The sequence below is a fragment of the Flavobacterium chungangensis genome, from assembly GCF_042654045.1.
Lineage (GTDB): Bacteria > Bacteroidota > Bacteroidia > Flavobacteriales > Flavobacteriaceae > Flavobacterium > Flavobacterium chungangensis.
Genome location: NZ_JBHSFY010000003.1, coordinates 173,139 through 192,450 on the forward strand (window position 1 = coordinate 173,139; position 19,312 = coordinate 192,450).

The 19,312-nt window shown below is 34.3% G+C and carries 22 protein-coding genes and 1 riboswitch; of the genes, 3 read left to right on the top strand and 19 right to left on the bottom strand.

The genetic code is table 11. The features are described 5' to 3' along the window. Nucleotides 1-795, top strand: coding sequence for an MOSC domain-containing protein (locus ACFO3N_RS05875; RefSeq protein ID WP_379796012.1), 795 nt, complete (start codon nt 1-3; stop codon nt 793-795). Here ACFO3N_RS05875 and ACFO3N_RS05880 read toward each other — a convergent pair. The 13 genes from ACFO3N_RS05880 to ACFO3N_RS05940 all read right to left on the bottom strand — a co-directional run bounded on the left by ACFO3N_RS05880 (nt 792) and on the right by ACFO3N_RS05940 (nt 11,063). Further along, the gene (locus ACFO3N_RS05880; RefSeq protein ID WP_379796014.1) at nt 792-1,502 is read right to left on the bottom strand and encodes a HesA/MoeB/ThiF family protein; all 711 of its coding nucleotides are present in this window, start codon (nt 1,500-1,502) and stop codon (nt 792-794) included. The genes ACFO3N_RS05875 and ACFO3N_RS05880 overlap by 4 nt on opposite strands. Before the next feature lie 77 nt (nt 1,503-1,579). Continuing rightward, on the bottom strand, nt 1,580-2,692 hold the full coding sequence (thiH, locus tag ACFO3N_RS05885; protein ID WP_379796016.1) for a 2-iminoacetate synthase ThiH: 1,113 nt from the start codon (nt 2,690-2,692) through the stop codon (nt 1,580-1,582). Between the two features lie 74 nt (nt 2,693-2,766). Further along, a complete protein-coding gene (locus ACFO3N_RS05890; RefSeq protein WP_095927967.1) occupies nt 2,767-3,144 on the bottom strand; it encodes a GxxExxY protein in 378 nt (125 codons plus the stop codon). A gap of 140 nt (nt 3,145-3,284) precedes the next feature. Then, entirely contained in the window at nt 3,285-4,061 is a 777-nt protein-coding gene (locus ACFO3N_RS05895) for a thiazole synthase (protein ID WP_379796018.1), read from the bottom strand. Then, the gene (locus ACFO3N_RS05900; protein ID WP_379796019.1) at nt 4,042-4,680 is read right to left on the bottom strand and encodes a thiamine phosphate synthase; all 639 of its coding nucleotides are present in this window, start codon (nt 4,678-4,680) and stop codon (nt 4,042-4,044) included. Before ACFO3N_RS05900 ends, ACFO3N_RS05895 begins: the two co-directional genes overlap by 20 nt. Then, nucleotides 4,673-5,413, bottom strand: coding sequence for a hydroxymethylpyrimidine/phosphomethylpyrimidine kinase (locus ACFO3N_RS05905; RefSeq protein ID WP_379796021.1), 741 nt, complete (start codon nt 5,411-5,413; stop codon nt 4,673-4,675). Before ACFO3N_RS05905 ends, ACFO3N_RS05900 begins: the two co-directional genes overlap by 8 nt. Next, complete coding sequence (locus ACFO3N_RS05910) at nt 5,380-5,973, bottom strand: thiamine phosphate synthase (RefSeq protein WP_379796023.1); 594 nt, start codon at nt 5,971-5,973, stop codon at nt 5,380-5,382. The genes ACFO3N_RS05905 and ACFO3N_RS05910 overlap by 34 nt, the downstream gene beginning before the upstream one ends. Before the next feature lie 120 nt (nt 5,974-6,093). After that, entirely contained in the window at nt 6,094-7,917 is a 1,824-nt protein-coding gene (gene thiC / locus ACFO3N_RS05915; RefSeq protein ID WP_379796025.1) for a phosphomethylpyrimidine synthase ThiC, read from the bottom strand. A gap of 115 nt (nt 7,918-8,032) precedes the next feature. Beyond that, nucleotides 8,033-8,239, bottom strand: a complete 207-nt coding sequence (gene thiS, locus ACFO3N_RS05920; protein WP_379796027.1) for a sulfur carrier protein ThiS — start codon at nt 8,237-8,239, stop codon at nt 8,033-8,035. 65 nt (nt 8,240-8,304) lie between these two features. Further along, nucleotides 8,305-8,402: riboswitch (TPP riboswitch) on the bottom strand. Nucleotides 8,403-8,487: 85 nt separating this feature from the next. Then, nucleotides 8,488-9,051: a DNA-3-methyladenine glycosylase I gene (locus tag ACFO3N_RS05925; protein ID WP_250834162.1), complete on the bottom strand. Its 564-nt coding sequence runs from the start codon at nt 9,049-9,051 to the stop codon at nt 8,488-8,490. A gap of 72 nt (nt 9,052-9,123) precedes the next feature. Next, nucleotides 9,124-9,549, bottom strand: coding sequence for a lipocalin-like domain-containing protein (locus tag ACFO3N_RS05930; RefSeq protein WP_379796029.1), 426 nt, complete (start codon nt 9,547-9,549; stop codon nt 9,124-9,126). A gap of 154 nt (nt 9,550-9,703) precedes the next feature. After that, nucleotides 9,704-10,384, bottom strand: a complete 681-nt coding sequence (locus tag ACFO3N_RS05935; RefSeq protein ID WP_379796031.1) for a hypothetical protein — start codon at nt 10,382-10,384, stop codon at nt 9,704-9,706. 16 nt (nt 10,385-10,400) lie between these two features. Continuing rightward, nucleotides 10,401-11,063 (bottom strand): queuosine precursor transporter, encoded by a 663-nt coding sequence (locus tag ACFO3N_RS05940; protein WP_379796033.1) that lies wholly within the window; start codon nt 11,061-11,063, stop codon nt 10,401-10,403. 170 nt (nt 11,064-11,233) lie between these two features. On the opposite strand from ACFO3N_RS05940, the gene ACFO3N_RS05945 reads away from it, so the two are divergent. Next, nucleotides 11,234-13,297 carry a M3 family metallopeptidase gene (locus ACFO3N_RS05945; protein ID WP_379796035.1) on the top strand — a complete coding sequence of 688 codons (2,064 nt, stop codon included), beginning with the start codon at nt 11,234-11,236 and terminating at the stop codon, nt 13,295-13,297. A 69-nt stretch (nt 13,298-13,366) separates the two neighbouring features. On the opposite strand, the gene tsf is transcribed toward ACFO3N_RS05945, so the two are convergent. From tsf to ACFO3N_RS05975, 6 genes are all read right to left on the bottom strand, one after another. Beyond that, nucleotides 13,367-14,329 carry a translation elongation factor Ts gene (tsf, locus tag ACFO3N_RS05950; RefSeq protein WP_250834157.1) on the bottom strand — a complete coding sequence of 321 codons (963 nt, stop codon included), beginning with the start codon at nt 14,327-14,329 and terminating at the stop codon, nt 13,367-13,369. Nucleotides 14,330-14,469: 140 nt separating this feature from the next. Beyond that, complete coding sequence (gene rpsB, locus ACFO3N_RS05955) at nt 14,470-15,234, bottom strand: 30S ribosomal protein S2 (protein WP_095927954.1); 765 nt, start codon at nt 15,232-15,234, stop codon at nt 14,470-14,472. 176 nt (nt 15,235-15,410) lie between these two features. Then, the gene (gene rpsI / locus ACFO3N_RS05960; protein WP_035645327.1) at nt 15,411-15,797 is read right to left on the bottom strand and encodes a 30S ribosomal protein S9; all 387 of its coding nucleotides are present in this window, start codon (nt 15,795-15,797) and stop codon (nt 15,411-15,413) included. Further along, nucleotides 15,797-16,252 (bottom strand): 50S ribosomal protein L13, encoded by a 456-nt coding sequence (gene rplM / locus ACFO3N_RS05965; RefSeq protein WP_095927953.1) that lies wholly within the window; start codon nt 16,250-16,252, stop codon nt 15,797-15,799. Before rplM ends, rpsI begins: the two co-directional genes overlap by 1 nt. A gap of 194 nt (nt 16,253-16,446) precedes the next feature. Next, nucleotides 16,447-17,259, bottom strand: a complete 813-nt coding sequence (locus ACFO3N_RS05970; protein WP_379796037.1) for a ferritin-like domain-containing protein — start codon at nt 17,257-17,259, stop codon at nt 16,447-16,449. A 26-nt stretch (nt 17,260-17,285) separates the two neighbouring features. Then, a complete protein-coding gene (locus tag ACFO3N_RS05975) occupies nt 17,286-18,032 on the bottom strand; it encodes a ferritin-like domain-containing protein (RefSeq protein ID WP_379796039.1) in 747 nt (248 codons plus the stop codon). A 208-nt stretch (nt 18,033-18,240) separates the two neighbouring features. Between ACFO3N_RS05975 and ACFO3N_RS05980 the strand changes: the two genes are divergently transcribed. Further along, complete coding sequence (locus ACFO3N_RS05980) at nt 18,241-19,266, top strand: LacI family DNA-binding transcriptional regulator (RefSeq protein ID WP_379796041.1); 1,026 nt, start codon at nt 18,241-18,243, stop codon at nt 19,264-19,266. Nucleotides 19,267-19,312 lie beyond the last annotated feature (46 nt).

Genomic DNA, 19,312 nt, shown 5'->3' on the forward strand with positions numbered 1-19,312 from the left:
ATGAATGCAATTTACAGCGTAAAAGAAATTTATATTTATCCGATAAAGAGTTTGGCGGGAATCAGCCTTGCGTCTGCAAAAGCTGAAGAAATGGGATTTGAAAACGATCGACGTTGGATACTCATTGATGCAGAAAATCAAATGCTGACGCAGCGAGAACATCGCGTAATGAGTCAGTTTTATCCCCAGATTTCAAATGAGAAAATCAGTATTACTTTTCAGGATCAAAAGCATGAATTTTCTATAGATGAACATTTAGAAAACACAATAGCAGTAAATGTCTGGGATGATAAAAGTGAAGTTGTTGAGGTGAATCTTGAAACTTCAAAATGGTTTAGCCAACATTTAGGTTTTGAATGTAAATTGGTCAAAATAATAAAAAATGGAGATCGTAAACATGAAAGCTCTAAATTAAAAGAAACGTTCAATGTGAGTTTGGCAGACGGATATCCGTACTTATTAATCGGATCAAAAAGCCTAGATTTTTTGAATGATAAATTAGATGAAAAAATTACCATAAAAAGATTTCGTCCCAATATTGTAGTAAGCACTGAAAATCCTCATGAAGAAGATGATTTTAAGACTTTTACAATAGGAGAAGTTCAATTTAAAAACATAAAACCTTGCGGAAGATGTGTTATGGTGAACAATGATCCCGAGAATGGGCGTTTAAAAAAAGAACCTTTGAAAACTTTAAGTAAATACCGAAATGTAGATAATTCGGTTTTATTTGGGACTAATATCGTGAGTTTGAATTCTGGAATTATTAGCGTTGGTGATGAGGTTATTTTTTAGAAATTCAGTTTTGTAAAATTCCAATTTAGAGTATTAAAAATGACCAATTCATTTTTTAAAGTTGGTAATTCTAAAATTAATTTTAAGGTTTCGTGCGCCATCATGTTGCCAATAATTCCTGGCAATGTTCCCAAAACACCGTTTAAATTGCAATTTGGAACATCTTTTGGATCTGGCATTTCGGGAAATAAATCTCTAAGATTTTTACTTCCGTTATGATTGAAAACCGCAATTTGCCCTTCAAATTTTAAAATGCTTCCATAAACTAAAGGTTTGTCATGCTCAACGCAAGTGTCATTGACTAAATAGCGAGTAGAAAAATTATCAGAGCCATCTACAACAATATCATACTGCTGAATGATTTTTGAAGCATTTTCAGCAGTTAGCTTTTCATTAATTGCAACAGCCTCAATCAGTGGATTTAGTTTTGAAACGACATCTTTTGCGACAATTGCTTTATGCTGACCAATTTCATTTTCAGTATATAAAATCTGTCTGTGAAGATTGTGAATTTCGATCGTATCAAAATCCATGATTCCAATAAAACCAACTCCTGCAGTTGCAATGTATTGTAAAATAGGGCAACCTAAACCACCAGCGCCAATTACTAAAACTCGTGCTTTTTTTAATTTTTCCTGACCTTCATCACCAATTTCTGGAAGAATAGTTTGTCTGTTGTAACGAAGGAATTCTTGTATAATGCTCATCTTTTTAATTGTGAATTGTGAGTTGTGAATTGTAAAATGTTAAGTTTTCAAACCTGAAACCTGAAACTTGAAACATTTCAACTATAAGCTTTATCCCAATCTTTCCAAACAGGTTCGTAGCCAGCATTTTTTATAATTTTTGAAATTTCTTCCGCCGAGCGCTCATCGCTGATTTCGAATTGCTCCAAAGATTGCGGGTCTACAACATAACCACCCGGATTTGTTTTAGAACCAGCACTCATGCTTGTAACCCCAATCGGAATAATATTATTTCTAAATTTCTCGTTTTCACGAGTTGAAATCGAAATTTCTAGATCTTCATTCCACAATCTGTAAGCACAGATAAGTTGTGTCAAATCTTTATCATCCATAATAAAATTAGGTTCTATAATGCCTTCAGCAGGACGGAGACGCGGAAAAGAAACGGAATATTTGGTTTGCCAATATTTCTTCTGGAGATAATCTAAATGCAGAGCATTAAAAAAGCTATCTGTTCGCCAGTCTTCTAAACCTAATAAAACGCCCAAACCTATTTTATGAATTCCGGCCGTTCCAATTCGATCTGGAGTTTCCAATCGATAATCAAAGTTTGATTTTTTTCCTTTGGTGTGATACTTTTTGTAAACTTCCTGATGATATGTTTCCTGATAAACCAAAACCGAATATACTCCAGCATTGTGCAAGCGTTCATAATCTTCTGTAGAAAGGGGTTGAACTTCAACAGAAATAATCGAAAAATCATTTTTGATTAAGTTAATGGCATTAAGGAAATAATTGATGTTTACAGTATAATTCGCCTCGCCTGTAACCAACAAAACATGATCAAAACCGGTGTTTTTTAGGGCTTCAACTTCCAGTTTTATTTCGGCATCCGAAAGGGTTTTTCTTTTTATTTTATTGTCCAGACTAAATCCGCAATAGGTACAGATATTTTGGCATTCGTTGCTTAGATATAATGGAGCGTACATTTGGATGGTTTTTCCAAAACGTTTTTTGGTGATTTCGTGGCATTTCTGTGCCATTTGCTCTAAATAATTTTGAGCAATAGGCGAGATTAAGACCAAGAAATCCTCGAGATTATATTTGGTTTTAGTCAAAACGCGTTCGACATCTTTTGATGTGGTTTTATATATCCTAGATTGGATTTCATCCCAATTATATTGCTCAAAAATAGATTTGAATGTTTTCATTTTGTTTTGGTTTCACGCAGATTTTACAGATTTAAGCTGATTAAAATGATTTAAATTTTGATCTGTGTGATTGATTAGATTTTATTTGCAATTCTTTTAATGTCATTAAGAATGTTTGTCGTATTGAAATTTACTAACAAGCCTAATTTTTTGTTTGTTAATCTTAAGTATGTTGCTACTTGTTTGTAATGAATAGGGGCTAAATCCTCTACAGATTTTAATTCTATAATTACTTTGTCTTCTACTAAAATATCAATTCTAAAAGCTGGATCTAACGTTATTTCTTCATATGGAATTATAACTTCAACTTGTTTTTGAATCTTTAAATCCAGCTTTTCTAATTCATAAAACAAAGCACTTTCATAAACAGATTCAAACAAACCTGGCCCTAAATTGTTATACACTTTAAAAATTGCTCCTCTTATCAGATACGAAATTTCATTCTCAGTCATAATTCTTTAAATTTTATTAAAAAACAAAATTAAAGAATTTTCCTTCTTTTTTTAAAATATTGGTTTTATACAGATTTGAGCGATAAAAAAAATCAAATTAAATCTGCTTTAATCTGCAGAAATCTGCGTGAAACCAAAAATTACTCATAAAGAAAAGAAGTCAACGGGCTAGAAGCCGAAGCATAATTCTGCTGATTGGCAACTTTGGCTTCAAAGGCTTTTCTTCCTGCAATTACAGCTTCCTTAAAAGCCTCAGCCATTAATTTCGGGTTTCCTGCAACAGCAATTGCAGTGTTCACCAAAACAGCATCAGCACCAATTTCCATTGCTTTTGCGGCATCAGAAGGAGCTCCAATTCCTGCATCTATAATAACAGGAACGGTACTTTGTTCGATTATAATCTCTAAAAAATCAATCGTTTTTAAACCTTTGTTACTTCCAATTGGTGAACCCAAAGGCATAACGGCAGAAGTTCCTGCACTTTCTAAATGTTTGCACAAAACAGGATCAGCGTGAATGTACGGAAGAATAATAAAGCCGAGTTTAGCCAATTCTTCTGTTGCTTTTAAAGTTTCAATTGGATCTGGCATTAAATATTTCGGATCGGGATGAATTTCCAGTTTTACCCAATTGGTTTCCAAAGCTTCACGAGCCAGTTGCGCTGCAAAAACAGCTTCTTTGGCATTTCTTGCTCCCGAAGTGTTGGGTAATAAATTGATATTTGGATGATTTAAATGCGATAAAATAGCATCTGTATCCGTTTCAAGATCGATACGTTTTAAAGCAACCGTAACCAATTCACTTTCTGAAGCTAAAATGGCGCTCTCCATTTCTTCATTCGAACCAAATTTCCCAGTTCCAAGAAACAAGCGGGATCGAAAGGTTTTGTCTCCGATATTAAACAATGATGTTTCCATGTAATTTTTCGTTTAGTTGTTGAATTAATTTTTCTTTCTCATCACTTTCGGTAATGATTCCAGAAACAGCAATTCCATGAATTCCTGTCTCCATTAACGGATTCACATCTCTTAATGTAATTCCTCCGATAGCATAAACAGGAATATCGATTTTATTTTTTTTTAGTTTTTGAAGAATATCAAAGTAACCCGATAAGCCTAAAATCGGACTTAGTTTTTCTTTTGTGGCAGTAAAGCGAAAAGGTCCTAATCCAATATAATCACAGCCATTTTTAACATGATTTTCAATATCTTCAAAAGTATTTGCAGTTCCTCCGATAATTTTTGCAGCGCCTAAAATTGCTCTTGCTTCGTCGATTTTGGTATCGGTTAATCCTAAGTGAACTCCACAAGCGTCTATTTCTTTGGTAAGATGCAAATCGTCATTTACAATAAAATTGGCGGTGTACTTTTCGCATAAAAATTTTACCGCTTCCGCTAAGGTGAAAGCATCTTTTTGTGTTTGGTTTTTAAAACGCATTTGTATCCAATTGCAACCAGCGTCAAGTGCTTTATGAATATTATACAATTGATTTTCGATCGTTTCGCCCTGCGAGATATATTGAAGTTTGCTATACATAGTGATATCCGATTAAAGTTGTAGTTGAGCTCAAGTAATTTTCGATATAGATTTTAGCGTTTTTACAGGCTTCTATTAGTGTCTGATTTAAAGCTAAATTCGAAGTAATGGCAGAAGAAAGCACACAACCTGAGCCATGTTTTTCAAAGCAGTTTTTTTCTGATGGAAGTAATTCTAACATTTCATCTTTTAGAAATAGATGATCTGTTCCTAGTGCCTTTTCGTTATGTCCGCCTTTTAATAAAATGTTCGTTGAAAATCTATTTTCTTTAGAAATATAATCAGGAAATAAAATTTCAGCTTCATGAAAGTTCGGTGTAATCAAATCGATTTTTGACAGTATTTTATTTAAATCAAATTGATCTTCAGTATTCATAAATTCAAATTTTGTAGTCGATTTCAACACAGGATCCCAAACAATTTTTGTTGAAGGAGAAAGCTGTTTTATAATTGAAAGAATCTGGTTTAAATCATGTAAAGAAGACACTATTCCGATTTTCACAACGCTAATTTTATAATTTAAAAACAAAGTTTCGATCGAACGAATTACAAAACTCAAATCAGTCCACTGGATTTCATAAAACTGATTTTCAGTCTGAATCGTATTTGCCGTCGAAATAGCAAAACCAGTCACTTTGTGCTGCTCAAATGTCTTGATGTCAGCCAAAATTCCAGCCCCTCCAGACGGATCTAAACCTGCTATTGTAAGTACGAATGGACGATTTTCTGACATAATTTAAATTGTTTTAACGGATTTTCATTTTTCCAAATAGTTCCCAAAAGTGCGACATCATCAAAACCATTTTCAAATGTTTTTTGAATGTTTTCTGAATCAATTCCGCCTAAAGCAACCATTTTTGTTTTATGATTTTTTCTTGATTTTATTTCTTCAAAAAGATCTTTTTCAGGAGAATAATTTTCTTTAGAAATACTTTTGAACACGGGGCTTAGAAACGCATAATCAAAATCATTTTCTAACGAATTGAAATCTTCAATAGAATGTGTTGATATTGAATTATACCTACAAGGTTTTGGAAACCTTGCAGGAAATTCTTTTCTATCTTTCTCAGAAAAATGAAATCTTTCAATACCAAGATCTTCGGCTAACTGATGATGACTGTGCAAAACCAGATTAGTCCGAAATTCTAATTTGATCTGATGAATGAACTTTGCCATTTCTACTTCTGAAAAATCAGGTTTTCGAATATGAAGCAAAGACAATCCTTCTTGCAATAAAGAATGAAGAATTTGAATTTCATCTTCAATAAAAAAAGGATTTGTAATTACAATCATTTTTTTTTGGAGTATTAAGATTTGAGTATTAAGAATTAAGACAAGAATATCAAGATGAAAGCATTGAAAGTTTATCGATTTAAAATCTTAATACTTAATTCTTTCATCTTAATACTTTGATTATATATAAATCTCTTTCCCTTGTTCAATAAATTCTTCTGATTTCTCCTGCATTCCTTTTTCAGCCGCAGCGACATCTCTAATTTCCTGAGATATTTTCATGGAACAGAATTTTGGTCCACACATCGAACAGAAGTGAGCGACTTTTGCGCCATCAGCAGGAAGTGTCTCGTCGTGGAATTCTCTTGCTGTATCTGGATCTAAAGCCAAATTAAACTGATCTTCCCAACGGAATTCAAATCTTGCTTTACTCAACGCGTTATCACGATATTGCGCACCTGGATGACCTTTTGCCAAGTCGGCAGCATGAGCAGAAATTTTATAAGTGATTACCCCATCTTTAACATCTTTTTTATTCGGTAGACCTAAATGTTCTTTCGGTGTAACATAGCACAACATCGCACACCCGTACCAGCCAATCATAGCGGCCCCAATTGCCGAAGTGATATGGTCGTAACCTGGTGCAATATCTGTAGTTAAAGGGCCTAAAGTATAAAATGGAGCTTCATGACAATGCTCCAGCTGTTTGTCCATGTTTTCTTTAATCATGTGCATTGGTACGTGCCCTGGACCTTCAATAAAAACCTGAACATCATGTTTCCAAGCGATTTTTGTCAATTCGCCTAAAGTTTCTAATTCGGCGAATTGTGCAGCGTCATTGGCATCTGCAATCGAACCTGGACGTAAGCCATCTCCCAAAGAAAAGGCAACGTCATATTGTTTCATGATTTCGCAGATTTCTTCAAAATGCGTGTAAAGGAAGTTTTCTTTATGATGAAATAAACACCATTTTGCCATGATAGATCCGCCTCGAGAAACGATTCCGGTAACGCGATTGGCAGTTAAATGAATATAACGAAGCAAAACCCCAGCGTGAATGGTAAAATACGAAACGCCCTGTTCTGCTTGTTCAATCAGTGTATCACGGAAAATTTCCCAAGTTAAATCTTCTGCTATTCCCTTTACTTTTTCTAATGCCTGATAAATTGGAACGGTTCCAATTGGTACAGGAGAATTACGAATAATCCATTCTCTGGTTTCATGGATATTTTTTCCTGTAGATAAATCCATAATCGTATCAGCTCCCCAGCGACAAGCCCAAACAGCTTTTTCTACTTCTTCTTCAATGCTTGAAGTCACGGCACTATTTCCAATATTGGCATTTATTTTCACCAAGAAATTACGTCCCACAATCATAGGTTCGCTTTCTGGATGGTTGATGTTGTTCGGAATAATAGCTCTACCACAAGCAACTTCAGAGCGTACAAATTCTGGAGTGATTTTGTTTTTTGGAGTATTGGCGCCAAAGCTGTTTCCACCGTGCTGGCATTGCATAGCTTTGGTTTGTTCATTTAAAAGTTCAATACGCTGGTTTTCACGAATCGCAATATATTCCATTTCTGGAGTAATGATTCCTTGTTTGGCGTAATACAATTGTGTTACATTCGCGCCTTTCTTAGCACGTTTTGGCTGATGTAAATACTCAAAACGAAGATGATTTAGACTTTCATCTTTTAATCGGCTTAAGCCATAATCTGAGGTAATTTCGTTTAGAATTTCAACATCATTTCGATCTAAAATCCATTGTTCTCTTAATCGCGGCAATCCTTTTCTAATATCAATTTCAATATTCGGATCTGTGTAAGCGCCCGAAGTGTCATAAACGGTTACGGGTGGATTTTTCTCAATTCCGCCATTTGAAAGTTTGGTATCGCTCAAAGTAATTTCGCGCATTGCTACTTTTATGGGATGAATTTCTCCATCGATATATACTTTCTTAGAATTTGGAAACGGGGTTCTTGATATTTGTTCTTCTGTAGTCATAGTAAAAGAAGTTATAAGTTATGAGTCATGAGCTGTTGTAGAGACGTACTGCAGTGCGTCTTCGTAAAGGATGAAAATTTGGAATTTGAAATTTTCTGTTTTGGAATTTTAAAAATTAACCTCCCTGCGTTGCAGAAATAATCAAAATTTCGTCAGTTTCTTGTACGAAGAATTCGCTCCATTTGTTTTTTGGAACAACAGTATTGTTGACGGCAATAGCGATTCCGTTTTGTTTTTGCGGAATTTCGAGATCGAGCAATGATTGAACGCTTAGCGATTCAGCATTGAATTTTTTAGTTTGTTGATTGATTTTAAGTTCCATTCCTTTTGAGTTTAGTGTATAGATACACCTTAGGAATGGCTACAAGAACGCATAAAAATGCGTGCAGAAGTCATCTTACTTTTCCCTACGCTAGTATGAACTAGATCAGGTTCAGAGGGTAAAATCTCAGCCTACAAGTTTGTAGACACCCCTAAAGTGTGAAGCAAATATAGGTAATTTTTGTTTAAAAGTTTCAGATTTAAAATTTCAGGTTCAAAAAAACTGAAAACTGTGACTGAAAACCGAGACTATTTTCCTTTTCGGGTAAAGCAATCTTCCACGTGATCATTGACCATTCCAGTTGCTTGCATGTGTGCGTAAATAACGGTCGAACCGACAAATTTAAAACCACGTTTTTTTAAATCTTTGCTGATTTCATCTGAAAGTGGAGTAGTAGCTGGGGCATCTTTTGAATTTTTTAAATGATTTACAATCGGTTTTCCATCAGTGTATTTCCAAATATAATCAGAGAAAGAACCAAATTCCTCTTGGACTTTCATAAAAGCCAGAGCGTTTGAAACCGCTGCCTTAATTTTAAGTTTGTTCCTAATAATTCCTGTATTCTGCATTAACTCTTCAATTTTATCTTCAGAGTAAAGGGCTATTTTTTTATAATCGAAATAATCAAAAGCAGCTCTGAAGTTTTCTCTTTTGTTTAAAATTGTAATCCAACTTAAACCAGCCTGAAAAGTTTCTAAAATTAAAAATTCAAATAAAGTAGGATCATCATAAACAGGAACGCCCCATTCTTCATCATGATATTTTTTATACAAATCGCTGGCAGAGCACCAGCTGCATCTTATTGGTTCCATCTTTTTATTTTAAATGTATAAAAAAACCTCAAACTTAAAGGCTTGAGGTTTTAAAAAAGTTTCAAAAAAAAATTATATGCGTTTAAACTCAACTACATATGTTTCAGATACACCGTATGTATATTTAATTTTTAAAGTTGTTTTATTTAATACTAAGATTTCTCCATTATCTCCAGAAGTATCTCCGTCATATAGAACAGTTATCTTATTGTCTTTTCTAGTCCAAGTTCCATTTTCAGTATAATCATTACATTTTGAATTGCTGTATTGAGAATAATGATCGATGAATTTTCCTCCTGCTTGAATTTCAAAAACATCTTTGTTACAGCCTCCTTCGTAAACTACTGGAGTTAATTTTTCTTTTCCGTCAACAATGGTTCCGTCTTGGTATACTTCCCATTTTCCTTCAAGAGACGCGTTGTCATTGTCATTACTGCTACAAGATACTGATAATCCTAGTGCCAATACAGACACAAAAAAAATACTTAGTTTTTTCATTTTGGTAGATTTGTTTTTGTTAAAATTTTTAACAAAAGTAAAATCTTTTTTAAGAAAATCTAGTCTTTAAAATCAGTATTTTCGCATCTATTTAACATTTTTTTATAATTTATTGATTTTCAGGCAAATCTGACTTTTAATATTTTTTTCTTTTCTATCTTCCTATTTGCCAACTATATCCCTTTACACTTGGGATATATGCAGAACGTCCAACAATGACTAGATTGGTATAGATTTTTCGGTTGTATTTAATGCCAATTGCATTTCCGGAAGTGTACATTTTATTAGCTTTAAATACTACTTTCATTTTACCATCTTCAAGTTCTGCGTCCGATACTTTTTCAACAAGCCAAGTAGATTGCCACTTTAAGGCCAATTCATTTTCTGCTGTTTTGGTTACGCTTTTTACTAGTTTGACAGCTTCTTCTGGAATTTCAAAGTGTTCTGTTAGTTGCTTTTGAGTGATAGTCTCACCTATTTTGCATTTTGCTAATATTTTACGAACATTAACAAAATTCAATAATTCCTCGTTAACTTCTTTTTTTACAGAGATTGGAGCACTTGCAGCGGTATTTTCCGCTTGAGAGTTTAAAGTGTTTACTTCTATCGGGTTTTTAAGTGAAAAAGGATTTTTTTGAGCAGTAGTTTTCTTTGAACCAAACTCTTTTGGAGCGGTGATATTTTTTGAAGAAACTTTACGAGGTATCTTCATAGCTGCTGGTGTCAACTTGTTGACAGATTGAATGACTTTTTTAGGCTGTTTTTTTTCGTCATTGCCACAGCTGAAAAAGAAATAGGTAACAGAGAATAAAATAAGTAAGTAATTATTTTTCATGACCTAACTATGTTTTTTATACTTTGTGTGCTGGATCTTGGTCTAAATATTTTTTAATCAGATGATGTCCTAAATAAATTGCTGGAGTTAATAAAATAGCAATTGCTAATTTAAAAGTATATCCTATTAACCCTGAAGATATAAAAGTGTCAAAATCAATTTTTCCTGGAAGCCAAAAAGCAATTCCTAGAACAATAAACGAATCAAATAATTGCGATATAACAGTAGAGCCAGTCGCCCTTAGCCATATTTTCTTTTCGCCAGTTCTGTTTTTAAAAAACCAGAATATCCAAACGTCAATCAGCTGAGAGGCCATAAAGGCAATTAAACTTCCTACAATAATCCACATACTTTGTCCAAAAACCGCTTCAAACTGTTGATCGTTAACAGGGCTGATTCCTTTTGCGGCGGGAATAACAATTGCCATAAAAAGTATCAGAAAAGCATAAGCAATCAGACATGCTGTAATGAAAGAAAGCTTTTTTACTCCTTTTTCGCCAAAATATTCATTAATCAAATCGGTTGTAAGAAATACAATAGGCCAAGGCAAAATTCCTATACTCATCACAAAAGGACCAATTTGAATTAGCTTTCCTCCAATTAACTCAGCCACAACGGCATTGGTTATAAATATTCCTGCTAAAATTACAAAAACAATTTCTTTTCTGGTTTTAAACATGTCATTTTTAAATTGATATTTCAAAAATAAACTATTTCTTTTAAATCTTTGAAACGGATTAATTTTTATAATCCGTTTCGATATGAAGTTTGCTTTTGATTGGTTAATTTTGAGATTCTGTTGCTTTTTTTTAATTGAAATTTTGCACAGAATTAATTAATGTATTTGTTATGAAAACACCAATAGAATTAGATAATTCATTATTAAAAAGCTGGTCTGGTCCTTATGGAGGCGTTCCAGATTTTACAGCTTATAAAGTTTCTGATTTTCAGCCCGCGATAGAATTTGCGATCAAGGAAAAATTAGAAGAAATTGATGCAATCGCCAATAATCCAGAGAAGCCTACATTTGAAAATACAATTGAAGCTTTAGAGCTTTCGGGCAGAAAATTAGATCGAATTCATGCGGTCTATGGTATTTACAGATCCAATTTGAGTACTCCAGAATTTAATGCAGTTGATACCGAAATGTCGCCAAAATTGGCGGAGATTAATGACAAATTGTATCAAAATGAAAAGCTGTTTTCTAGAATTGAAACCTTATACAAATCGGATGAAAAGGAGAATTTAAGTAAAGAACAACAACGCTTGCTTTGGCTGTATTATACCGATTTTGTTAGAGAAGGAGCAGAGCTAAACGAAGAGGATAAGGATAAAGTAGCAAAGATCAATCAGGAATTAGCAGGACTTTTTACTGCTTTTAGTCAAAAGTTGCTAGCGGAAGAAAACAATCAATATATAGAGCTCAATACAGAAGCTGACTTTGATGGTTTACCCGAAGAATTTAAGAAGGCAGCAATTGCAGAAGCGAAAGAAAGAAATCTAAATGTTTTAGGATGTATTGGGAATACAAGATCTTCAATCGAGCCTTTTTTGACTTTCTCAAACAGAAGGAATTTAAGAGAAAAAGCTTTTGATATTTTCGTAAAGAGAGGTGATAATAAGAATGGAAATGATACAAATGAAATATTGGTATCTATTTTAAAATTAAGAACTGAAAAAGCGAAGATTTTAGGGTTTAAAAACTTTGCTGAATGGAGCTTGTCTAATAAAATGGCCAAAGATCCGCAGAAAACGCTCGACTTGATGAATTCGGTATGGAAACCTGCTGTAGAAAAGGTGAAAAACGATGTTTCTGCTATGCAGGAAATGGTAAATAATGAGGGTGGAGATTTTAAAATACAGCCTTGGGATTACCGTTTTTATGCGGAAAAAGTCAGAAAAGCGCAATATGATTTGGATCAAAATGAAATAAAGCAATATCTGCAATTAGAGAATTTGCGAGAAGGAATGTTCTGGACGGCTGGTGAATTGTTTGATTTAGGATTTAAACAATTATTTGATGTTCCCGTTTATCATGCCGATGTTCGTGTTTGGGAAGTGAATAATAAAAATACTGGAGAGCCAATCGGTTTGTGGTATTTTGACCCCTACGCACGTGTTGGTAAACGTTCGGGAGCGTGGATGAATTCGCATAGAGATCAGCAGAAGATAAAAGGAAATGTACTTCCGATTGTTTCAAATAATTGCAATTTTATTAAAGGAAATAGCGATGAAGCTGTTTTGATTTCGTGGGATGATGCCACAACTTTGTTTCATGAATTTGGTCATGCACTTCACGGATTGTGTTCCAATGTTACTTATCCGAGTCTTTCAGGAACTTCTGTTGCGAGAGATTATGTAGAGTTTCCTTCGCAATTGCTAGAACATTGGTTAGCGACTCCAGAAGTGTTGAATAAATTTGCACTTCATTATAAAACGAACGAACCTTTATCCCAATCATTAGTAGAGAGAATAGGAAAAGCGGCCAATTTTAATGAAGGTTTTGCAACAGTAGAAACGATTTCAAGTTCGTTTGTTGATATGAAACTGCATTTAACAACTGAAACGGTCGATCCGGATGCATTTGAAGAGAAAGTCTTAAGTGAAATTAATATGCCTGCAGAAATTGTGATGCGACATAGAATTCCGCAATTTGCTCATATTTTTTCAAGTGACGGATATGCGGCTGGGTATTACAGCTATTTATGGGCAGATGTTATTAATGCAGATGCCTACGAAGCATTTTTGGAAGGAAATGGACCTTTTGACAAGAATGTTTCTGAACGCCTTTATAAAACGGTTTTAAGCGTTGGAAATACGATTGATAATGAAGAAATGTACGAGAATTTCAGAGGACATGCTCCGCAATCTGACGCATTGATGAGAGCAAGAAATTTTCCAATTGAAAGTTAGTCTTGTATGAAAATAAAAAAGCCCGAATAAATAAATATTCGGGCTTTTTAATATTGAAAAAATAATATATTAACCTAAAGTAACTCTTTTGAAACCTGTAATTTCAACATTGAATCCTTTTACGTAATCACTAACTTTTTTACTATCATCTTTGATGAAGTTTTGATCTAATAAAGCTTTCTCTTGATCTAAAGTAGTGTTGTCAGAGATAAAACGTTGAACTTTACCTGGAAGAATTTTATCCCAGATTTGCTCTGGTTTTCCTTCAGCTTTTAATTCAGCTTTAGCATCTTCTTCAGCTTGTTTGATAACTTCAGGAGTTAATTGAGAGAAAGAGATGTATTTAGGAACATTTTTTAAAGTTTTTCCTAAACGTTTTGCTTCTTCATTGTCTTTTTCGATTACAGCAATACGAGCAGCAAGTTCAGATTCAACGAAAGCAGGATCAAAATCTTTGTAAGATAATGTGTCAGCTCCCATAGAAGCAACTTGCATAGAGATGTCTTTTGTTAAAGCTTCAGCGTTTGCAACTGGAGCAGAAATTGCAGTTAAAGCAGCAATTTTATTAACGTGAACATAAGATCCAACGTAAGCACCTTCTAAAATTTCGAAACCACCGATTTCGATTTTTTCACCGATAACGCCAGTTTGCTCGATTAATTTCTCAGCAACAGTGATTCCGTTGAAATCAGAAGCTAATAATTCTTCTTTAGTAGAGAAGTTGATCGCTTTTTCAACTAAATCCTTAGCTAAAGTTACGAAAGCTTCATTTTTACCTACGAAGTCAGTTTCGCAGTTTAAAGTAAGGATAGCTCCTTTAGTGTTGTCAGCATTGATAAAAGAAACAGCAGCTCCTTCAGAAGACTCACGGTCAGAACGGTTAGCAGCAACTTTTTGTCCTTTTTCTCTAAGGATTTGGATTGCTTTATCGAAATCTCCTTCAGCTTCAACTAAAGCTTTTTTACAGTCCATCATTCCGGCACCTGTAGATTGTCTTAATTTATTTACGTCTGCAGCAGTAATTGTTGACATAATATTTTGAATTTTTAATGTTAAAAGTAAAAAATTCCAGCTTTTAAATCCCAAGCTCCAATTTTAATAAATTATCAACATAACGTTTTTAATTTTGTATTTGGACTTTGGAATTTAAAATTTGGAATTTAAAATTTGATTTATTCTTCAGTTGCAGGAGCAGCTTCAGCCTCAACAGCAGGAGCTTCTTCAGCAGCTTCAACTTCTTTTTCAGCACCTCTGTCAGAAAGACCTTCGATTACTGCAGTAGTTACTAAAGATAAAATTTTGTCAATTGATTTAGAAGCATCATCATTTGCAGGAATCACGTAATCAACCTCTCTTGGGTCAGAATTCGTATCAACCATTGCGAAAACTGGAATGTTTAATTTTTGAGCTTCTTTTATTGCGATGTGTTCAGCTTTGATATCTACTACGAACAATGCTGCAGGTAGTCTAGACATATCAGCAATTGAACCTAAGTTTTTCTCTAATTTAGCACGTAGACGATCAACTTGTAAACGCTCTTTTTTAGATAAAGTGTTGAAAGTACCATCTTTCTTCATTTTATCGATAGAAGACATTTTTTTAACTGCCTTTCTGATAGTTACGAAGTTAGTCAACATTCCACCTGGCCATCTTTCAGTGATGTAAGGCATGTTTGCAGCTTTTGCTTTATCAGCAACGATGTCTTTTGCTTGTTTTTTGGTAGCTACGAATAAGATTTTTCTACCTGATGCAGCGATTTTTTTCAAAGCTTCGTTAGCCTCTTCAATTTTAGCTGCAGTTTTATATAGATTGATAATGTGAATACCATTACGCTCCATATAAATGTAAGGAGCCATGTTTGGATCCCATTTTCTAGTCATGTGTCCGAAGTGAACACCTGCTTCTAGTAATTCTTTTACTTCTATTTTGTTTGCCATTTTTGTACTAGTTTACGTTCTGTTGATTAGCAATGTATAAATGGCGATTTCTCTGGCTTTATACATTTAGATGCTAAACTATATCCTACCTCGGTAGGAGAGCAACAATAACTGTGTTTTTTAATTTCAATAAATAATTGATAATGTCTTGTCCCATTTGAACAAGACAGGTAATATTAACGTTTAGAGAACTGGAATCTCTTACGAGCTTTCTTCTGACCGAATTTCTTACGTTCAACCATTCTTGGGTCTCTTGTTAATAAACCTTCTGGTTTAAGGATTCCTCTGTTTTCAGCGTTAACTTCACACATTACGCGTGCTAATGCCATTCTTACAGCTTCTGCCTGACCAGTTGTACCACCTCCGTAAACGTTTACTTTTACATCAAAGTTACCAGCGTTTTCTGTCATAGAAAGCGGTTGTAAAACTTTGTATTGTAAAGTTGCAGTTGGAAAGTAAGTTGCGAATTCTTTTTTGTTTACAGTGATGTTTCCAGTTCCTTCAGAAACGTATACACGTGCAACAGCGGTTTTTCTTCTACCGATTTTGTGAATAACTCCCATTACTTAAGATCATTTAGGTTAACAGTTCTAGGTTTTTGAGCTCCGTGAGTGTGCTCAGATCCTACAACAACATTTAGATTTCTAAAAAGTTCAGCTCCTAATTTGTTTTTAGGTAACATACCTTTTACAGCTTTTTCTACTAATAATGCAGGGTTTTTAGCTTGCAATACTTTAGCAGTTAAAGTTCTTTGTCCTCCTGGGTAACCTGTATGACGCATGTAAATTTTGTCATTCAATTTTGTACCTGTAAGGTTAATTTTTTCTGAGTTGATAACAATTACGTTATCTCCACAGTCAACGTGCGGTGTGTAACTTGGCTTGTACTTACCTCTTAAAATCATTGCAACTTTAGAAGCAAGACGTCCTAAGTTATGACCCTCAGCGTCAACAACAATCCACTCTTTAGTTACAGTGGCTTTGCTTGCTGAAACTGTTTTGTAGCTTAATGCGTCCATAATATTATTTTAATTAAACATTCCATCCCCAATAAAGGGGATGCAAAAGTACAATTAATTATTTTAAAACCAAATACCTGAAAGAATATTTTATCTGCTGAAAATCAGGGCTTCAGTTTTTTAAATAATTAGCGAATAAAAAAACCGTCTCTACAATAAAGCAAAGACGGTTAAATATTTATGAAAAAAAGTGATTATACAATAAATATATTGGCAATATCAACAACTTGCTGTGTCGTAAGTGGCTCATCGTAAGCTTCTGAGCCCGCTGCGGCACCAAAAGCGGTTGCGGTATTAAATCCCGCTTGCATCGTTACGCCTTCGCCATCGTAAACGGCTTGAGTTGCTGCTGGCATGCCAGCGCCTCTTTCTGCATTAGAGATCCATCCTTTTAAACCTCTTAATCTTCTTACTTCAGAAGCATGGCGCGCTTCAACAGAATGTATCTGTAATGCTGCAGTCAATAAATCGGGTGTGGTTATCAAGTTTGCAGCTTGTCCTTTATATGCTCTAACACCTGTATCTTCAAATGCTTGTGCCAAAGCTAAAAAGGTTGGGTAATCTCCAAACGGATTAAATGCTCCTCCAACCGTAAAATCAAAAGTAGGTTTAGGGACGAAGTTGGCACTTGCGGTACCGCCTAAGCCTGCAATTAAAAATTTAACATGATCAGATTCGTGTGCTGCAATTTGTTGGAATACTTTTAAGTCTCTTCCTCCGTTTTCTGAAGCTGGAATTACTCCAGAATCTAATGCCATGGCGTAAAATTCGTTTTCAAGATATTCTAACGTTAGCGCGAATTGCAAAGCTCCAATAGGTGTTGCCGGAGTTGCTGTAATGTCTTTTGCGAAAGCTTTATTGGTAAGAGCCGACAATCCGAATGGGATTGATGCTAAAGCTAAATTTTTCCCGATATTTCCAAACTGTGCAAAACTGTCTCTGCGAGAACCAGTACTGTTCATTAAATTATCGTCAGTAAAGGATTCTATAAATTTTAAAATGTTCATAATTTCTAAGTTTTTGACGGTTAAGATTAAGGTAGGTATTTAGCTGTAAATTTTGTGGTGATAAAACCAGCAGCAATTGGCAGTATTTTAGATGGATCTTTTGCATCATCTAAGCCTGTTGACATATTTACAATATCATCTCCGGCAAAATCTTTCGAATTAGGATTAATTAAACTTCTTATTGCTGAAGCATGTCTGGCTTCGACAGAAACAATTTTTCCTGCCAATAATAAGTAGTCAGCTGTTTTAATTAATTTCCCTGCTCCGTTATAAGCAGCAACGCCAGTATCTTCTAATGCTTTTGCAGTTGCGAGAACTTCGGCGCGGCTGTTGAAATTTAATGAACCATAATTAAAGGCTAAAGAAGGAAGTAATTGTGAACTAGGATCGGGAAGTGCTCCATTCAAAGCTGCTTTGAAGAAATCTCTGTGAACCACTTCATGATGGTATAAATCGGTTAGAACTTCACGTTCAAGACTGCTAAATACAGTATTAAAACTACTTGCATTAACAACTTTAGTATAAAAGTCGGCTTCTAGTTGTTCGAGAGCGTACGCGTAAGTCAAAACTCCAAAATCTCCAGAGCCCAAATCAAAAACACCATTTCTTATTCCAGGCAATGAGGTGTCTGGCATATCATTATCATTGTCATTGTCGCTGCAGCCAGCTAGAACCAAACCTGTGGTGACTAATGTTAATCCGCTGAGCTTAAGAAAGCTCCTTCTGCTATTCAGTGAAGGGTCAACTTCATGAATTTTAACTTCGTTTTTCATAATCAAGTTTTTTATTAGGTTAATAACATTGGTTTTTAGTTAACGGGTATTTAGTTATTAACGAAATTTTAGTAAGAGCGGTTTTAAAATCTCTGTTTAATTAATTATTATTTCGAAATGACTTATATTTTTAAATACTAATGGCTTGTTTTTGTTTTATTTTAGGTAATTCTACTATATTTGTATTAATTACATAAAATTCAATTGGATGAAAGCTAAAGCAACTCTAAAACAAATTGCGAAGGAACTGGGAGTTTCTGTTTCGACTGTGTCTAAAGCATTGAATGACAGTCCAGAAATTAGTGAACAAACCAAGGTGAAGATTAAAGAGTATGCCAAACTCAAAAATTATAAGCCGAATGTTATTGGTTTGAATCTTAAGAATCGTAAGACAAAAACGATTGGCGTAATTATTCCTAATATTTTAAATTCTTTCTTTGCGAAAGTTTTTAGCGGTATTGAGAAAGTTGCCGATAAAAAAGGATATAATGTAATTACCTGTATCTCGAACGAATCTTTGGAGAAAGAAATTCATACGCTTGAAATGTTGAGCAACGGAACTATTGACGGGTTTATTCTTTCGGTTTCTCAAGAAGCTCAGAAACTTCAAGATTACAATCACTTTTCGGAAATAATTAATGATGGAACACCAATCGTGATGTTTGACCGTATTGCCGATGAAGTAGATTGCGATAAAGTTGTCGTAGATGATTTTGATTCGGCGTTAAACTCAACGCAGCATTTAATTAATTTAGGATGCAAAAATATTGCTCTAATTTCTTCTGTAGATAATTTAAGTGTTGGAAAATTGAGAGCCGATGGATATTTGAAAGCTTTGGCAGATAATAATATTCCGGTTAACGAAAAAATTATTCTTCGTACCGATTCTGAAGATGATATGAAAGCAAAAATTGATTCGATTTTTGATCATAAAATTGACGGAATTTTTGCCTTAGACGAAAATGATTCTGTTGCGGCTTTAAGAGTAAGTTTGAAAAAAGGGTATAGAGTTCCTGAAGACATTTCAATCATTGGTTTTGCTGACGGAATTTTGGCCTCAAGACGTTTATCGCCAAGTCTGACTACTGTAAGTCAGCATGGAGTTGAAATTGGAGAAGTTGCTGCAAAAAGATTAATCGAAAGATTGGAAGAGCCAGAAGGAACAATTTCTGAATACGAAACAATCGTCATCAAAACAAAATTGAAAGAAAGAGAGTCAACTCGAAAAAAATAATAAAAACAAAAAAATCCATTCGAAAGAATGGATTTTTTTATACATA

What these genes read in the sequence shown, in the direction of transcription:
- ACFO3N_RS05875 (WP_379796012.1), top strand. Translation starts at nt 1, where the DNA reads ATGAATGCAATTTACAGCGTAAAAGAAATTTATATTTATCCGATAAAG.
- ACFO3N_RS05880 (WP_379796014.1), bottom strand. Translation starts at nt 1,502, where the DNA reads ATGAGCATTATACAAGAATTCCTTCGTTACAACAGACAAACTATTCTT.
- thiH (WP_379796016.1), bottom strand. Translation starts at nt 2,692, where the DNA reads ATGAAAACATTCAAATCTATTTTTGAGCAATATAATTGGGATGAAATC.
- ACFO3N_RS05890 (WP_095927967.1), bottom strand. Translation starts at nt 3,144, where the DNA reads ATGACTGAGAATGAAATTTCGTATCTGATAAGAGGAGCAATTTTTAAA.
- ACFO3N_RS05895 (WP_379796018.1), bottom strand. Translation starts at nt 4,061, where the DNA reads ATGGAAACATCATTGTTTAATATCGGAGACAAAACCTTTCGATCCCGC.
- ACFO3N_RS05900 (WP_379796019.1), bottom strand. Translation starts at nt 4,680, where the DNA reads ATGTATAGCAAACTTCAATATATCTCGCAGGGCGAAACGATCGAAAAT.
- ACFO3N_RS05905 (WP_379796021.1), bottom strand. Translation starts at nt 5,413, where the DNA reads ATGTCAGAAAATCGTCCATTCGTACTTACAATAGCAGGTTTAGATCCG.
- ACFO3N_RS05910 (WP_379796023.1), bottom strand. Translation starts at nt 5,973, where the DNA reads ATGATTGTAATTACAAATCCTTTTTTTATTGAAGATGAAATTCAAATT.
- thiC (WP_379796025.1), bottom strand. Translation starts at nt 7,917, where the DNA reads ATGACTACAGAAGAACAAATATCAAGAACCCCGTTTCCAAATTCTAAG.
- thiS (WP_379796027.1), bottom strand. Translation starts at nt 8,239, where the DNA reads ATGGAACTTAAAATCAATCAACAAACTAAAAAATTCAATGCTGAATCG.
- ACFO3N_RS05925 (WP_250834162.1), bottom strand. Translation starts at nt 9,051, where the DNA reads ATGGAACCAATAAGATGCAGCTGGTGCTCTGCCAGCGATTTGTATAAA.
- ACFO3N_RS05930 (WP_379796029.1), bottom strand. Translation starts at nt 9,549, where the DNA reads ATGAAAAAACTAAGTATTTTTTTTGTGTCTGTATTGGCACTAGGATTA.
- ACFO3N_RS05935 (WP_379796031.1), bottom strand. Translation starts at nt 10,384, where the DNA reads ATGAAAAATAATTACTTACTTATTTTATTCTCTGTTACCTATTTCTTT.
- ACFO3N_RS05940 (WP_379796033.1), bottom strand. Translation starts at nt 11,063, where the DNA reads ATGTTTAAAACCAGAAAAGAAATTGTTTTTGTAATTTTAGCAGGAATA.
- ACFO3N_RS05945 (WP_379796035.1), top strand. Translation starts at nt 11,234, where the DNA reads ATGAAAACACCAATAGAATTAGATAATTCATTATTAAAAAGCTGGTCT.
- tsf (WP_250834157.1), bottom strand. Translation starts at nt 14,329, where the DNA reads ATGTCAACAATTACTGCTGCAGACGTAAATAAATTAAGACAATCTACA.
- rpsB (WP_095927954.1), bottom strand. Translation starts at nt 15,234, where the DNA reads ATGGCAAACAAAATAGAAGTAAAAGAATTACTAGAAGCAGGTGTTCAC.
- rpsI (WP_035645327.1), bottom strand. Translation starts at nt 15,797, where the DNA reads ATGGGAGTTATTCACAAAATCGGTAGAAGAAAAACCGCTGTTGCACGT.
- rplM (WP_095927953.1), bottom strand. Translation starts at nt 16,252, where the DNA reads ATGGACGCATTAAGCTACAAAACAGTTTCAGCAAGCAAAGCCACTGTA.
- ACFO3N_RS05970 (WP_379796037.1), bottom strand. Translation starts at nt 17,259, where the DNA reads ATGAACATTTTAAAATTTATAGAATCCTTTACTGACGATAATTTAATG.
- ACFO3N_RS05975 (WP_379796039.1), bottom strand. Translation starts at nt 18,032, where the DNA reads ATGAAAAACGAAGTTAAAATTCATGAAGTTGACCCTTCACTGAATAGC.
- ACFO3N_RS05980 (WP_379796041.1), top strand. Translation starts at nt 18,241, where the DNA reads ATGAAAGCTAAAGCAACTCTAAAACAAATTGCGAAGGAACTGGGAGTT.